Below are 16,196 nucleotides of genomic sequence, written 5' to 3'. Positions count from 1 at the left end.
CCTATTCTAGCCGTAAAGCCCGCGGATTCCGCTATTCGAAATCTTCCAGTGCCACAATACTCGTGGTGGATTCGGAGTCGGTGCGATCGAAGGCCAACTTCCTGCCGTCGGGGCTTATCGCCAGCCAGAACGGAAAGCGTCCAAGCACTGTGACCTGACGCATTCGCCGCGCTTTCGGTTCTACAACGCTCAGCATCGCAATGTTTCCCGGCCCTTCTTCCACATAGAAGACAGAATCGCCGGCTACGGCCCATGTTGCCCAGGTGACCGGACGGATAATCGGCCTCAAAGGCGCTTCCACTCCGCCGCCCTCCAGCGAGACCTCCCACACCTCGGGGTTGGGAAACTGGTTCTTGGCATAGAACAACAGTTTTCCGTCGGCGGATTCCACGGGCGCGAACCCACCGTCCTGGGTGATCTGTTGTGCCGGGCCGCCTGTGGTGGGTACCCGCCACACCTCGAATCGTCCAGTCCGATCGGAAGCAAAGTAGATGAAGTGACCGTCCTTCGACCAACTCGGCACGCTGTTATTGGAATCGCCGGCGATCAATACGCGAGGGGCGCCGCCATCGGCGGGTATAGTGAGAATTGCCGAGTACTTATGGATGTGTGAATCGAACGCGATGGTCTGCCCGTCGGGTGACCACCTTGGAGTTCCGGCATCGCCCAGCGTCGTAAGTGGATGCGGATCGCTTCCACTCGCATTCGCTATCCAGACATCGGTCGCACCGTTCCGGTTCGACATAAAAGTCAGGCGCTTTCCATCCGGCGAGAATTGGGGTCCTTCATTTTTGCCGCCGGTCACGAGCGTTACCTGTACGCCTTTCACCAAGCCTGCAATTGCGGCGCCCTGCCCACCCATTGATGCCTTCTTCTCGCTCTCACTGGGCTCACGGCTGATTTTGGAGATGGCGAGGAACGCGATAAACGCAATCACGACCATCAATAGAGCCGCCGCCCCCCACGACCACTTGGTGCGCCCTAACGATCTTTCCACAGTGATCGCAGGCGATTCGTACCGAGGCTCGGGGGCCAGTTCAGCCGGGGTTGGCACAACCAACGGAGTCGGCGGTGAAGTTTCAGCGACCGGTATCGGCTCCTCGACACCCCGTTCAACCTTGGAAATAAATCGATAACCACGCCGCGGAAGAGTCTCGATGAACTTAGGATCGTCGGCCGAATCGCAGAGTACGTCGCGCAGCTTGTTCACTGCTGCGTTCAGACCGTGGTTGAAATCAACGAAAGTCTCTTTCGGCCAGAGCCGCTCGCGAAGTTCGTCGCGAGTGACCAATTCCCCCGGGCGGGAGATAAGGAGCTCAAGAATGTCAAAGGGCTGGCCAACCAGCTTCACGCGGGTCCCGAACTTCCAGAGTTCGCGGGTGTGCAGATCGGCCTCATATGGGCCGAAGCGAAGACGGTTTGGCCCGATGAGGTCGGTCATTTGGCTCGGCTGACCCATGAGTCTTCTACGAATCGTTTCGTCCGCTTGTTCCCCACGAAGCTGCTACTCCCGTATTTCGAGCATTTTAGCCGATGAGGTGCCTTCCATTCAGAAATGAGCGGCCTTGTATTGAGGTAGGTCTCTGCCGCAGCCACAGTTTCTCCTGTGAGCAGGCCAGCCCGGCCTGAAAAGGAGGAAATATGAAGCACACACTCTCAATCCTTGGCGTGTTGCTGGCCGCGTCCGCGCTATCGTACGGCGGCAGCACGGAACAATGCAGCGTGGCGATCGTCTCTCGGAATCCGGCTGCGGGTTCGCAGATTTGCGATCCAAAGACTGTCGCAGAGCTGGCCCGGCAAGGCCACGTCTTTGAACAGAACCAGCTCGGTCTGGCGTCCATTTTGGTCGTCGGCTCAGGATTCGATGCAAAGTCGGCAGTCGGATGGTTCGAGAAGGCTGCGCAAAAAGGTTACGCCCCCGCGCAAGTGAACCTCGCGGTTCTCTATAGCAATGGTTGGGGAGTGCCTCAGAACTATGGCGCGGCATTGCGTTGGTTGCATGAGGCGGCCGATCAACACTACGCCCCAGCCTATTTCAATCTCGGCGAGCTGTATTTCCGCGGAACCGGGGTGAAGCAGGATTACGCCGAGGCTCTCCGGTACTTCCAACTCGGCGCCGACGGTGGTGACACTTACGCGCAAACGAACCTCGGCTATCTGTACGACCGAGGGCTCGGTGTGAAGCCGGATATCGCGGCAGCTATGCGCTGGTATCGCAAAGCAGCGGATGCGGGCAATCCTATGGCTCAGAGCAATTTAGCTGACCTGTATACCAAGGGCGAAGGCGTTCCTAGGGATGAAGCAGAGGCATTTCGGCTTTACCAAGCTGCGGCGGCAAAAGGGCACACCGGCGCGCAGATTCAACTCGCGTATCGGCTGGCTCTCGGAGTTGGCACTGGCAAGGACCAGAAATCGGCGCTTGCCTGGGTAACCGCCGCCTCGGCAGCCGGAGACAACCGGGGCCAGGAATTGCTGCGGACGCTTCGCTCTCAGCTCAGTCCTTCGGACGTGAAGCGCGCCAGTGAAAGCGCGGTGCAACTCCAGGCTTCGACAGGACTTGCCGGGAGGAGCGCGATGCTCCAGCCGTAGTCTTTCGCGTATCCGCCGAGGCATTTAGGAGTAACTCCTTAGTGCCTCGGCGTTTCGCAGATTCTCCCGCTTTCAATCCGGAACGAACTGCGTCCAATTAGCACGGAAGTTGCTGTCTCACCGCGTCTTCCGGAGCACCAGCCGCATCCAAGTAGGGGTATAATGAGCGGACTCCAAAGGAGTCTTTGCCCGCCAAAGCAGCCCATGTCAAAGATCACGAAGTTCGTTCTGTTAAGCAGCTCTCTCCTTGTCGTTCTGTTTGTCGTATACGGAAGCCTCGGCGTTCGCGCCGATTCCAAGAACGATGGCGCGTACCGCCAGCTCGGCGTGTACAGCGAGGTACTCTCGCGCATCCGTACAGAGTACGTCGTCGATCCGGACATGAACCTCGTGACCGACGGAGCGCTACATGGCCTGCTCGAGTCGCTCGACGCGAACTCCAGCTACCTGAGCCCGACGGAGTACAAGCAGTACCAGCAGCGTAAGTCCGAGGGCAAAGCGGGCATCGGTGCTGCGATCTCTAAGCGGTACGGTTACGCCGCGGTGGTCTCAGTCATTCCAGGTGGCCCCGCCGACAAAGCCCAGGTGGAAAGCGGCGACATTATTGAAGCAATCGAGGGCAAAACGACTCGCGAGATGTCGCTGGCTGAGATTGATGGCATCCTCGCTGGACAGCCCGGCTCGGTCATTAATTTGAGCATTGTGCGCCCGCGCAAGGCGCAGCCACAGAAGACGCCGATCACGCGAGAGGTAGTCACTACCCCGCCAGTCGCCGAGAAGCTGATGGAAGACAGCATCGGTTATATCAAGGTCATTACCTTTACCAAGGGCCGCACGCAACAGGTAGCCGAACAGGTGAAGGCCGCGCAGAAACAGGGCGCGAAGAAACTTATCCTCGACCTGCGGAATTGCGGAGCCGGCGAGGAACAGGAAGGCGTCGCTACGGCGAATCTCTTCCTGAACCACGGCATGATCGCCTACCTGCAAGGCCAGAAATTCGCCAAGCAGACGTTCACAGCTGAAGCCTCTAAGGCCATTACAAATCTCCCGCTGGTCGTGCTGGTCAACAAAGGTACGGCTGGTCCAGCCGAGATCGTCGCGGCGTCGGTATTGGAGAATGCTCGCGGTGATGTTCTTGGCGACAAGACATTCGGTGATGGCGCAGTCCAGCAGCTCTTCCCAATGAGCGATGGTTCTGCCCTCATGCTCTCGATCGCGAAGTACTACTCGCCGAGCGGCAAAGCTATCCAGGACACGGCAGTCACGCCCAACATCCTGGTTGCCGACAACGACGACTACGCTTCTCCGGATGATGGCGACGATACCACTGACAATGCCAACCAGCCGGAAACGCGCCAGAAGGACCAGACCGACGAGCAGCTTCGCCGCGCGGTCGAGGTTCTGAAGAATAAAGACCAGCACAGCTAGTAAGCACTTTAGGGTTATCGAGAATCGCGGACCTTCGAGTCCGCGATTTCCTTTTGGGCCTCGAATCCGGGCGGTCACCGCTAGGGCAAATCCCCACGTTCCCGAAGGCGCGCTACGTGCTATTCTCATGTTGCTCCGCGCCCGATCATGACTTCGCTTTACGACAATCTTCCTCCCGTTGAAGTGGGCGGCAGGAGGCTGGTGGGCCGAGTGCTATTCGGCTTGCTGGTCGTGATTGCTGCTGCCCTCGGCGTTGGCAGCGGCCTGCTCATCGTTTACTCCACCGATCTCCCGCAAGTCGCCGAACTCGAGAAGTTCCGTCCCAGTTCCATCACCGAACTCTACGACGACCAGGGCCGCATCATCGGCTCGTTTGCGCTCCAGCGGCGCATGATTGGCAAGTACGAAGACTTCCCAAAAGTCCTGCGCGACGCGGTGATCTCCACCGAAGACAAAGACTTCGAGAACCACTTCGGCATCAACTTCTGGCGCGTCATCGGCGCAGCGTTCCGAGATGTGACGTCCGGCAGCCGCGCACAAGGCGCATCTACGCTGACGATGCAGCTCTCTCGCAACCTTTTCCTGTCCGCAGACCGCAACTTCCGTCGCAAGGTGCAGGAGGTGATGCTCTCGCTCCAGATCGAGCGGCGCTTCACCAAAGAGCAGATCTTCACCATGTACTGCAACCAGATTTATCTTGGTCATGGCGTTTACGGCTTCGAGGCTGGTTCGCACTTCTACTTCAATAAGCCGGCGAAGGACCTGACGCTCGAAGAGGCTGCGGTACTCGCCGGACTGCCGAAGGCGCCAAACTCGTACTCGCCGATCAATAGTCCGGACAAGGCAATTCGGCGTCGCAATCTCGTCATTAACAACATGCTTGAGGACGGGAAGATCACCGCCGACCAGGCGCTCAAGGCGAAAGAAGCGCCGATCAAGCTCAGCTTCCAGAATGACCAGAACGCGCTTGCGCCGTGGTTCGTCGAGGACATCCGCCGCTATCTCGAGAAGAAGTACGGTAGCGACGAAGTGCACGAAGCCGGCTTGCGTGTTTACACCACGCTTAATATGGATTTGCAGAAGACTGCGAACCAAGCTGTGCTCGATGGACTTTCGGCTTACGAACGTCGTCACGGCTGGAAGGGCAAGCTCCCGAACGTCGTCGCGGCGGGCGACGATCTCGCGAGTTATCAGCATCCTGACTGGGACAATGCCGTCGAACCGGGCGCGTACTTCCATTCCCTCGTGACCGAGGTTTCGCCGGCATCGGCGAGAGTGAAGTTCGGACGTACTTCCGCGACGCTCCTGCCGGAAGATATGAAGTGGACTGGCCACAAGTCGCCGCAAGAGATTCTCAGCATCGGCGACATTGCCTATATCAAGGTCGGTTCAATCGCCGGAGACAAGATCAAAGTCTCGCTCGAACAGGACTCGGGAACGCAAGGCTCGCTGCTTGCGGTGGACAACACCACCGGCGACATCAAAGCGATGGTCGGCGGACGCGACTACGAAGAGTCGAAGTTCAACCGCGCGGTGCAGGCGATGCGACAGACGGGCTCGTCGTTCAAGCCATATGTTTACGCCGCTGCGGTGGATAAGCTCGGCGTCACGCCCGACGATACGATCCTGGATGCGCCGGTCAGCTTTCCGTCGGGTGGAGGAATGTACACGCCGCACAACTACGACGGCAAGTTCGAGGGCGTGATCACCCTGCGAAGGGCGATCGCCGATTCACGCAATATCCCTGCGCTGAAGCTGGCAGAACGCGTTGGCATTCGCGATGTGATTGACATGGCGCATCGCTTCGGCGTGACCACGCAGATTCAGCCTTACTTGCCCGTTGCGCTCGGAGCCGCGGAAATTACGCTCTTCGAACAAGTCGCAGCCTACGCGACTTTCCCGAACGACGGCGTGCGCGTGACGCCGCGTTACATAACGAAGGTCACCGACTACGATGGCCGGGTGCTCGAAGAAGATTATCCCGAAGTCCGCGACGTGATCAGCGCGCAGACCGCGCGCACGATGGTAGAGTTCCTCGAACAACCGGTGCTCCATGGAACCGCGTACGCAGCGAGCGTGGCGTTTAAAGGGCATGCGCTCGGCGGAAAAACCGGTACGACTAACGACTTTACCGATGCGTGGTTCCTTGGATTTTCGCCTTCGACGACGTGCGGTGTCTGGGTCGGCTTCGACGAGAAAAAATCGCTCGGCGCAAAAGAAACGGGAGCGAAAGCCGCGCTGCCGATCTGGATTGACTACATGAAGGTCGCGCTGAAGGACAAGACCAAGGAAGACTTCGTCGGCCAGCCCGCTCCTCCGGCAAACGCAGTGGCGAAGAAAGCCGAGCCTCCGGCAACTGCTCCGCCGCCTGGCGATGATGCGGAGTCACACTGATGCGCAAATTCTTCAGCTTCGTGCTGCGACTGCTCGTGCTCGTCGTGGTGTTCCTCGTCTCGATGCTGACGGCGATGCGTTTCGCGATCCACACCCGCGAGGTTCCAATTCCAAAGCTTGTTGGCATGACGCCGCAACAGGCACAACAAACGCTCACCGGACTCGGACTCACACTGGTGCGCGAGAACCGCTACTTCTCGGCGGACGTTCCCGAAGGAAAAATTCTTTCGCAGATGCCACCGGTTGGCGAAAAAGTCCGCCGTGGTTGGCGGGTACGCGTGGCGGAGAGCATGGGCCCACAGCGTGCGATCATCCCCGCGCTGCTCGGGGACAGTCAGCGCGCGGCGGAACTGAACATTCGCCGGCGCGGACTGGATCTTGGGACCGTGGCATTCATCAATTTGCCGGATTCCGAACCCGAGACCGTGGTGGCACAAGACCCGCCACCGAACGCGACCGGCGTGACTTCGCCGAAGATCAGCCTGCTGGTCGCGGCGCCAGCTACCCCCGAAGCTTTCGTGATGCCCGACTTTGTCGGGCAGCCGCTGGATTCGGTGGTGAAAACGATCAATGATGCTGGGTTTAAGGTCGGGAACATCCACACCATCACCCCGGCGACTCCCACTGCAACCGTTGCTGCTCCCGCTCCGACCCCGGTTCCGATGAGCAGGAGCGTGGCGACCGTCGTGCGTCAAAGCCCGTCTCCGGGACAGCGCATTACGACGGATGTGGCGATCAACGTGGATGTCACCCGTTAGTACCCCCTACCCGGATGCGAACCTTTGTTTTCAAGATTTTAGCGACCAAATCGCCGCAAAATATTCAATCTAAATAAGTTATAGGTAAAATATTCAAAAATAAAGGGTTAGGTCGCGTTCGCGAGGCTTAACCGCCTCGCGAACAGGGGCCGCGCCGCCCGCTGAAGCGGGCTTGCATTTCTTTCGCGTGCCTTCCACGACGCTGCCGCGTCGCACTTAAAAACCCAGCCGCCCTTCGGGCTTGGCGCAATGCAGGTGCAAGGCAGTGTGTTTTGCCGATACGAACCGGCATAGGCGGCGATTCGGGCGCGAGCGATTATCGCTGTGATTTCAAAGATCAGATGTTCTGTTGGGAATGCCCCACATGCGCAGAGTAACGCGTACTTCGGGAAGAAAAATGTGAGCGGCGGCACGTTTGAACGTGAGGGCCATCACTGGCGACGTGTGATTACGGCGGCGAAGAATCCTTCGCAGGGGTGAATGCCAGGGATGGTGCGAAGGTAGGGGCCGCGGACGAGAGTCTGCGGGTCGGGGATGGCGAATGCGGGTGCGAATTGCTCAAGTTCGGGCGCTGCGGGTTGGAGTTCGAACTCGTCGGTCAGCGAGGCTTCGACTACGGCTTCACCTTCTTCTGGTTCGAGAGAGCATGTCGAGTAGACGAGGCGGCCGCCGGGCGCGAGTTGGCTTAGGGCGGCGCGGAGGATGGCGATCTGGCGTTGCTGGAGATCGGCGAGGTCCTCGGGCTTTAGGCGCCACTTGATTTCGGGATTGCGAGCGAGGGTGCCGGTACCGGAGCAAGGGACGTCGGCTAGGACGCAGTCAAACGCGGTTTCGGCGCGGAAATTCGTGGCATCGGCGGTTTGCACATCCACGTTTGACGCGCGAACGCGTTCTCGAAGTAGGCGTGCACGTTGTTCGTGGAGTTCTAGGGCGACAATTTTCGACGAAGGATTGCGCTCGGCCAAGACGGAAGTTTTTCCGCCGGGAGCGGCGCAGCAGTCGAGAATGCGATCGCCGTGGCCCGTGAGAAGGGCGACGAGTTGGGAGGCTTCATCCTGGATCCAGACGTCGCCGCGTTGGAAGGCCGCGGTGCCGCTGAGGTCGCCGCTGACGAGGCGCCGTGCGGCGTTCAGGAGCCTTCCGGGAGCGAGTTCTACGCCGTTTTCCTGGAGTTCTGCCTCAACTTTGGCGCGTTTTTCGGCGTCGAATGGGAGCCGTAGCGCGGTTTCCGGCGTAGTTTGACCGTATTTGGAGATGGATTCTGCGGCATCCCCGCCGTAATTGTCGCGCCAGCGCGCCACTAGCCACGCAGGATGGGCGAGATCACCATGGATTTCGCGTGGAAGCTTGGAGATTTTGCGCAGAACTGCGTTGGCGAACGGCACGGCGGAGCGTTTGCGCGCGCGCTTCACCAATTCCACGCTCTCGTTTACGGCGGCGTTGGCGGGGATGCGGTCGAGAAACTGTAGTTGGTAGGCCGCGAGACGAAGTGCGATCAGGACCTCGATGTCGAGTTTGCGGAGTGGCTGTGAGGATTGCGTGGCGACGAGTGCGTCGAGTGTGGATTGCCAGCGCAACGTGCCCATGACGAGTTCGGTGGCAAGGCCGCGATCTGGTGCGGAGAGATCGTTGAGACGATCGGAGTGGAGCAGTTCCGAGGCAAAGGCCTGGTCGCGCTCGACGCGGAGAAGGATATCGAAGGCGGTGGCGCGGGAGGGATTCTTGGACACTTCACGAGTTTACGCGCGGTCTTCGTTGGCTACGGCCGATTGGTAGCGATTGGGTCCTTCGACTGCGAATCCGGATTGTTATCCGGATTCTTCGCTCAGGATGACAGGCGGCCGAGTTTGTCGGCGGAATTTGGGCGGTAGCCATTTATGAAGTCGCGGGCGGGCATGCGTTTCTTGCCTTCTAGTTGGATTTCGAGGAGTTCGAGCGCAGTGTTGTGGCCGGCGCCGACAAGAAGGTTCTCGCCCTCGATGCGGAGTTCGCCGGGTTCGAGGGTCGCCGCGACGGCGCGGGCTTGATGGATGAAGAAACCTTTGCCGCGGAATTGGGTGAAGGCGCCGGGCCAGGGGGTGAAGCCGCGGAGACGGTTGAGGATTTCTTGCGCGGAGCGGTGGAAGTCGATTTGGCCGTCTTCTTTTTTCAGGATCGGCGCGAGGGTGTGTTCGGCGTGGTTCTGCGGGACCGCGGCGATCACGCCGCCTTCGAGGCGGGCAAGGGTTTCGACAAGCAATTCGGCGCCGAGTTCCGCGAGACGTGGCGCCAGCGATTCCGAAGTGTCTTCCGGCGCGATGGGCATTTCGGCCTGAAGGAGCATGTCGCCGGTGTCGAGGCCAGCGTCGATTTTCATGGTGGTGACGCCGGTGACCGCCTCGCCCATGGCGATGGCCCATTGGATCGGAGCGGCGCCGCGATACTTCGGCAGCAGCGAGGCGTGGACGTTGATGTTGCCCAGCGGCGGTAGGTCGATCATCCATTGCGGGATGATGCGTCCGTAGCCGACGACGATGATGGCGTCGGGGGCGATCGCTGAAAGTTGCGCGCGAAATTCTTCGTTGTTCTTGATCTTCTCAGGTTGAGTGACGGGAAGATTGAGCGCGAGGGCGGCGTCTTTGACGGGCGAGAACGCAAGGCCCATGCCGCGGCCCTTAGGACGGTCGGGTTGCGTGACGACGAGGCGCACGTCGTGTCCGGCGCGAACGATGTGTTCGAGGGAGGGAACGGCGAAGCGCGGGGTGCCGCAGAAGACGAGGATCATTTCGCGGATCGCCTTTTGGCTCGCTTGCCCCAATCCCAAAACGCTTCGATGGGGCCAGATCCCCGACTCAGTAACCGGGATCGGGTCCACCACCAGGTGATCATCAGCGCGGAGGTGCTTACGGCACCAAATGTTCTTGATGGAGATAGGATGCCGACTACTCCCAATGCAGAGATAGCACCGATCCAAAACGTAGAAAAACCGATAGTGAGAAAGAGCTCTCTTCGGCTAGGTGGAGTTCCACCAGCCCTAACATAAAAGACGTCTCGCACGATCAAATACATGGCGATTGCCAAAAACAGCGCGGACACAAGTTCTTGTTGGCTGGACAGAGCGTCGTTGGGATCCGGTGTATGCATCTCGCCTTCGCTCCGGAATTCTACCCCAGCTTCTATTTTGTTAGTGCTTTGGCCGTCACGTATAGCGGCTCGATGTCCACCGGCACGCTGCTCATCTTAGCGATGGCTTTTTGCATTTCAGCGGGGACGGTGCCGTAGTCGTCGAGAAGTTTTTTCGTGCCGGCGTAGTCGCCTTCGGCCTCCAGCGTCAGCATGATTTTGTCGAGGTCGCGGACGGCGTCTTTGATCTTCTTGTAGTCCACGGAGAAGGTGCCGTCGGGGTTCGCGACGAACGCGCCACGCTTCATCAGGTAGCTGACCTGGACGGCCATGCCTTTGCCGTGGGCTTCATGCGTTCCGAAGCGGAGGGTACGGAACGACGACGCGAGATAGGTGGTGTAGAGCTTCTTTTCGGAATCGTTGTCGATTTTCAATGTCGAGTCGAGACCCATGTCCTTTGCGTGGTCGAGCATGTACTGCAGCGCAAAGAGGCCGGTGACGTCAGCCTTGGCTTCTTCGAGCGCGCTGTAAAGCTCTTTGATCTCGATACGCGGGTTGGTCTTTTTGCCGTTCACCGTGATTTCGTGGGGGCCGAGGCCATGACAGAGCTCGTGGGTGAGGATGTGGGTGAAGAACAGGTCGAAGTCCACGTACTGCTGGGCATCGGCTTTCAGGACTTGTTTCGAGATCGGAATGAGCACGCTGTTGAACTTGGCGGCCTGCACGTTCTTGAGCATCACGCGCTTGGAGCCCTTCTGCGCGACGACGCGATCGTCGTTGGGCAGGTTGTAGGCGGCGGTCTGGACGCCGTGGTCGCCATCGCCGGCGGCGAAGACTTCATTGACTACGCGGATGGGAGCGGCGGCGCCGAGCTTCGGGTTGCGATACTTCGGATCGAGCGGGAGATTGTTCTCGATTTCCTGAAGGTGCGCAGAGAAGGAGCTGAGCTTCTTCGTCTCGGCATCATCGCGGACGGTGATATAGGCCTCGTAGCTGGCTTTGTAGCCGAAGATCTCGTCGTTATAGGTCTCGTAGGGGCCGATGGTGGGATCGATGGGGGCGTCGAGATCCATCCAGTCCATATCGCTCTGGTAGTAGTCGTTGGAAGCGAACGCGTCGGCGCGCGAGTTGAGGAATTTCTTGAGGGAGGCGTTGTCGGTGAGATCGGCAGCTTCTTTCAAGAGGGAAGCGCAGCGGGTGAGGTCGGCTTTGTAGGCTTCGCTGAAGGGAACAATGGTCAACTTTTTGTCCGCGCCACGTTGGATGACAGTGAAGAAGCCTTTTGCGGATTCCTGATCTTTTTCGGGCAGCGTCTTCACCCACGCTTCAAATTCCTCGCGGGTCATGTCTTCGGGGTAGAAGTTCGCGCCGGGGAGTTTCTTCGCGGGAACGTCGGGAAGGAATGCCGTTAAACCGTCGAGCGCCGACCACGGACTCTTGTTGATCCAGAAATAGCGGGCACGTTCGCGGCCGAGTTCGGTGGTGTCGGCCTGAAGTTTGGTCCAGAGCGCGTGGTTTCCCTTCCAGTATTGCGTGAGGAAGACATCGTTAATGACCTTCGCGGCTTCAACGAGCTTGGCGAGGGCTTTCTGGTCGCCGGGTGACAGCGAGGACGGATCGATCTTTAGTTCTGTGGGGGCGAAGCGCGCACCCATCTGGCGGAGTTCCGCGGCGTCGGGGATGTGGCTCTTGGGAGTCGAGTCAGACTTCTGCATCTTTGCGGCCTTAGAACCCTTGGCGAACTTGGGGGACTGGAATTTGAGATCATCCGGAGCGCCGGGGGCGGGAACGTTTTGTGCGAAGGACCAGGCGGAAGAACTAAGCAAAAGAGCGGAGATCAAGACAATTTTCATGGCGGACCCAAAGCCCGACGGACTGCCGTCTCCGCAGGGCAACGGATGATGATAGCAGCGGGATTGCGTCTAGCCTCTTCCAACGAAGTGCCTGGACACACGTTTTTCCGGGTTGGGAAGATACCTTCCGGGCCTCTGGACGTATAAAATAGAGGTATCCATTCGGTCCAACTGAATGTTCCTGGTTTCTGTGGTGCAGGAGTTCATGAAAAAGATCCTCGTTTCGTCCTTCTTAGTTGCAGCGCTGGCGGTCCCGATGTTTGCCGGCGACGACACCGTTGTTGAAGAGATCATTGCGCGCGTCAATAACCAGATCATCACGCGGGCCGACCTACGGCGCGAGAGCGAGCAGGTGCTCGACCAGCTGAAGCAGCAGGATGCCGCGACTGCCGACCAGAAGTTTGTGCAGCGCCAGAAAGACGTGCTGCGCGACCTGATCGATCAGCAGTTGCTGGTGGACAAAGGCGCTGATCTTGGGATCTCGGCCGATGCCGAGCTGATCAAGCGGCTCGACGAAATGCGCAAGCAGATGAACCTGGCTTCGATGGACGACCTTGAAAACGAGGCGAAGAAGCAGGGTGTGTCGTTTGAAGACTTCAAACAGAACATGAAGAACCAGATCATCACGCAGCGGGTGATCAGCCAGGAAGTCGGCAGCCACATCCAGATCACGAAGGATGAAGAGCAGAAGTTCTACGACGCGCACAAGAGCGAGATGGAGCGTCCGGAGCAGGTGCGGCTGAGCGAAATCCTGGTTCCGGTGGATGCAGAGAAAGATCCGAACGCCACCGCGGCGCAGCAGAAGGCGGAAGGCATTATCGCGGAACTGAAGGCGGGGAAGAAGTTTGATGACGTCGCGAAAGCGGAGTCGGCCGGACCGACGGCAAAAGAGCAGGGCGGCGATCTCGGCTACTTCAAACGCGGGGTGCTGGCGAAGCAGTTGGAAGATACGGTATTTCCGCTGAAAGAAGGGGAGTACACCGAGCCGATCCGCACGAAGCAGGGATTCGTGATCATCAAGGTCACGGAGCACCAGCAGTCTGGCGTTCCGCCGCTACAGCAGATCGAGCCGAAGCTCCAGGAAGCGGTTTACATGGAGAAGCTGGAGCCGACATTGCGTACGTATCTGACCAAGCTGCGCGAAGAGGCGTACATCGATGTTAAGCCGGGATACATCGATACGGCGGCGAGTCCGAACGAGACAAAGCCGATTTACACGACGTCGGCTGACAGCGAACATGCCAAGAGCAAGCTGAAAAAGAAAAAGAAGTTTGGAATCATCTAACGAGAGGGCGCCCGCGATGGGCGCCTTTGAATTTCGGCCCGGGTTATCCACATCCTTCCACAAGATTGACCGGATTCTCACAGCTTCCACACAGAGCGAATGCAATTCGCGATTTCGCAGATTCGTGCGATGTTGCAATCTTTCTTTCACGCAAGGGTTCTTTCTGTAGCGTGCAGTTCCGCGATCCGTGGAACGAAGGTGGTCGAAGATGCGGGCGTTGTGCTAGCAGGCGCGGCGTCCAGCTTGCCGCAGGCAAACTCTGAGGCAAGCATGTATCCGTACCACGTACCCGAGATGGGCTTCGTTCTGCTGGAACGTGGCGGGCGCGCAGGGGCCCGCGAGTAGCGTGACGGCAGACTTGATCTGTACGGCGGGAAAGCGGGAGTGACTGACGCAGGGCCGAGCGTTCGAAAGAATGCTCCGCTCGCCAGTCAACGGTGATGAGTGGCTTCGGCTGCGAGTGGCTGACCTGCGCGACCGCACAGTTTTCTCTGTGCCGGCATTCCCACGTGGGTGCCGGATCGTCATCGTCGGATGATGAACGAGAGGCTGGTGGGCGGCATAACCGGGTGACTGGGCAGGGAGAACCCGACGGGGCGGCTCGATTGGTGGCTGGCCGTCGAGCCGCATTCGTATTTATGCGGAGTTTTTAGGGCGGAGATTCGTTGTTCGCCGAATCTTCGCCTTTCGTTTTGATTTTTTGGTAAATTCGCAACAAGGGACTCGATGGCAACCGTCAATCAAAGTTTGGATCGTGGGCTTCCCGCCGCCATCGACGCTGAGAAGTCAATCCTCGGCGCCATCCTTCTCGAGAACAGTACATACGACCAGACCACCGGGCTAAAGTCTGAGGATTTTTATCTCGACGGGCACCGGCGCATCTTCGGGGCGATGATCGACCTGCGCGAGACGTCGCGGGCGATCGACATCATCACGATCACGGATGAGTTGGGCCGGCGTAAAGACCTTGAGGCGTCGGGAGGTGTGGCGTATATCGCGTCGCTGACGGACGGAGTGCCGCGGCGGCCGAGCATCGAGCAGTACGTCAAGATTGTGCGCGATAAATCGATGCTGCGGGCGCTGATTCATGCCTGCAATAACACGATGTCGCAGGCCATCGACCAGGCCGACTCGGTCGAGGACATTCTTGACCAGGCTGAAGCAAACGTCTTCGCGATTTCCCAGGGCCGGGTCAGCAACGACTTCAAGGACATCGCTTCGATCGTGAAGGATTCGTTCGGGTCGGTGGATGCGCTGCTGAAGCGTGGGCAACGCATTACGGGACTGGAGACGCACTTCGCCGATCTTGATGGGCTCACCAGCGGGTTCCAGCCATCGGATTTGATCATCATCGCCGCGCGTCCTTCGATGGGCAAGACCGCGTTTGCGATGAACATTGCCGAGAATGCGGCAGTCATGGACGGCAAGGTCGTCGGCATCTTCTCGCTGGAAATGTCGCGTGAAGCGCTGCTGCTACGTATGTTGTGTTCGCAGTCGCAGGTGAACTCTCACAACATGCGCACCGGGTTCCTCGGCAGGGAGGACATCGGCAAACTGCAGGGTGGCTTGGAACGGCTGCTGCGAGCGCCGTTGTACATCGACGACACGCCGGGAATTTCCGTGAGCGAAATGCGGGCGAAGGCGCGGCGACTGGCGCAGATGAGGGGTACGCTCGACCTGATCGTTGTGGACTATCTACAGCTCATGTCCGGTACTCCGATAGGCGGCAAGCGATTTGAAAATCGCACTCAGGAAGTTTCGGCGATTTCGCGTGGTCTGAAAGCCGTAGCGAAGGAACTGCGGGTGCCGGTAGTCGCGCTTTCGCAGTTGAGCCGTGCGCCAGAGCAGCGCGGCGGCAAAGACAACGAACCGAAACTTTCGGATTTGCGTGAATCGGGTTCGATCGAGCAAGACGCGGACGTAGTGATGTTTTTGTATCGTCCGGAATATTATGACCGCGAGAATGTGGACCTGGAAGGCATCGCGAAGCTGATCATCGGCAAGCAGCGTAACGGCCCCACCGATACGGTGCAGCTGGCGTTCCAGAAAGAGTTCACCAAGTTCATGGATCTCGACCGGCAAGCTTGGGTCAAGTAGTCATCCGCCGCTGACAACCTTCCAGTTCGGTACTATGATCGCGTCTCATGCAGCGACTGCTGGCATGTTTTTGCGCATCTCTGGCGTTGCTATGGGTGGGGAAGGCCGTGGCTCAGGAACCATCGCAGAGTCCGTGTACGAACAAGCAAGTGCGAACCGCGGCGCAGAAGAAGATTGCGTCATTGCTGCTTTGCGAACTTTATCCCACGCAGGGTCCTAGAAGACTCGATTCGATCGAAAAGGACGAGACGGGCAGGGTACTGGTGGATGTTCGCACGACCGATTTGTCACAAACAGTGACGAAGGTTGTTGAACTGGGAGGGGAAGTCACTTACCAGTCGGAACGTCATCACACGATACAAGCGTGGGTTCCGATGAATCGAATTGAAGATATCGCGGAATTGCCGGCGGTCCGCGCTATACAACCTCGATCTGCTGCTACTACTAATCCTCGTTAAGTGCCCGTTTTTACTTTGTTCCGAATTCGAATTTCCTCATTCGGAGCTCTGCTTTTTCTTGACCCGCACGTAAGTGTCACATAAATTCTAACGACTCAGTCTTTTCCCTTTTGCAAGATGCGGTCCTGGCCGCGGAGTTCGGGCCCCTGTAGAGGTGTCGTGAACGTATGTTGCCGGATTCGAATGTCGGCATTCCTTTCCACTTTCATTCACCCACCCGCGCAAGTTCCGC

10 protein-coding genes are annotated in these 16,196 nt (G+C 58.6%); 6 read left to right on the top strand and 4 right to left on the bottom strand.

Going from position 1 to position 16,196, the window contains the following annotated elements; genetic code table 11:
• Positions 1–31: 31 nt before the first annotated feature.
• Positions 32–1,459: a winged helix-turn-helix domain-containing protein gene (locus tag ACID345_RS25985; protein WP_049762007.1), complete on the bottom strand. Its 1,428-nt coding sequence runs from the start codon at positions 1,457–1,459 to the stop codon at positions 32–34.
• Positions 1,460–1,641: 182 nt separating this feature from the next.
• On the opposite strand from ACID345_RS25985, the gene ACID345_RS21990 reads away from it, so the two are divergent.
• From ACID345_RS21990 to ACID345_RS21975, 4 genes are all read left to right on the top strand, one after another.
• Positions 1,642–2,589 carry a tetratricopeptide repeat protein gene (locus tag ACID345_RS21990; RefSeq protein ID WP_011525032.1) on the top strand — a complete coding sequence of 316 codons (948 nt, stop codon included), beginning with the start codon at positions 1,642–1,644 and terminating at the stop codon, positions 2,587–2,589.
• Between the two features lie 204 nt (positions 2,590–2,793).
• Complete coding sequence (locus tag ACID345_RS21985; protein ID WP_041855981.1) at positions 2,794–4,017, top strand: S41 family peptidase; 1,224 nt, start codon at positions 2,794–2,796, stop codon at positions 4,015–4,017.
• A gap of 147 nt (positions 4,018–4,164) precedes the next feature.
• Positions 4,165–6,411, top strand: a complete 2,247-nt coding sequence (locus ACID345_RS21980; RefSeq protein WP_011525030.1) for a penicillin-binding protein 1A — start codon at positions 4,165–4,167, stop codon at positions 6,409–6,411.
• Positions 6,411–7,169 (top strand): PASTA domain-containing protein, encoded by a 759-nt coding sequence (locus tag ACID345_RS21975; protein WP_011525029.1) that lies wholly within the window; start codon positions 6,411–6,413, stop codon positions 7,167–7,169. The genes ACID345_RS21980 and ACID345_RS21975 overlap by 1 nt, the downstream gene beginning before the upstream one ends.
• Before the next feature lie 431 nt (positions 7,170–7,600).
• Here ACID345_RS21975 and rsmB read toward each other — a convergent pair whose 3' ends face one another.
• The 3 genes from rsmB to ACID345_RS21960 form a co-directional block, all read right to left on the bottom strand.
• Positions 7,601–8,899 (bottom strand): 16S rRNA (cytosine(967)-C(5))-methyltransferase RsmB, encoded by a 1,299-nt coding sequence (gene rsmB / locus ACID345_RS21970; RefSeq protein ID WP_011525028.1) that lies wholly within the window; start codon positions 8,897–8,899, stop codon positions 7,601–7,603.
• A gap of 95 nt (positions 8,900–8,994) precedes the next feature.
• On the bottom strand, positions 8,995–9,933 hold the full coding sequence (gene fmt, locus ACID345_RS21965) for a methionyl-tRNA formyltransferase (protein WP_011525027.1): 939 nt from the start codon (positions 9,931–9,933) through the stop codon (positions 8,995–8,997).
• Positions 9,934–10,324: 391 nt separating this feature from the next.
• The gene (locus tag ACID345_RS21960) at positions 10,325–12,124 is read right to left on the bottom strand and encodes a dipeptidyl-peptidase 3 family protein (RefSeq protein WP_011525025.1); all 1,800 of its coding nucleotides are present in this window, start codon (positions 12,122–12,124) and stop codon (positions 10,325–10,327) included.
• 205 nt (positions 12,125–12,329) lie between these two features.
• Between ACID345_RS21960 and ACID345_RS21955 the strand changes: the two genes are divergently transcribed.
• Positions 12,330–13,409: a peptidylprolyl isomerase gene (locus ACID345_RS21955; protein ID WP_187148891.1), complete on the top strand. Its 1,080-nt coding sequence runs from the start codon at positions 12,330–12,332 to the stop codon at positions 13,407–13,409.
• 726 nt (positions 13,410–14,135) lie between these two features.
• On the top strand, positions 14,136–15,506 hold the full coding sequence (dnaB, locus tag ACID345_RS21945; RefSeq protein WP_011525022.1) for a replicative DNA helicase: 1,371 nt from the start codon (positions 14,136–14,138) through the stop codon (positions 15,504–15,506).
• The last annotated feature ends 690 nt before the right edge of the window (positions 15,507–16,196 follow it).

Source organism: Candidatus Koribacter versatilis Ellin345 (assembly GCF_000014005.1).
Taxonomy (GTDB): Bacteria; Acidobacteriota; Terriglobia; order Terriglobales; family Acidobacteriaceae; genus Korobacter; species Korobacter versatilis_A.
Note: the sequence above shows the minus strand (reverse complement) of the source record. Positions and strands in the feature narration are given on the sequence as shown.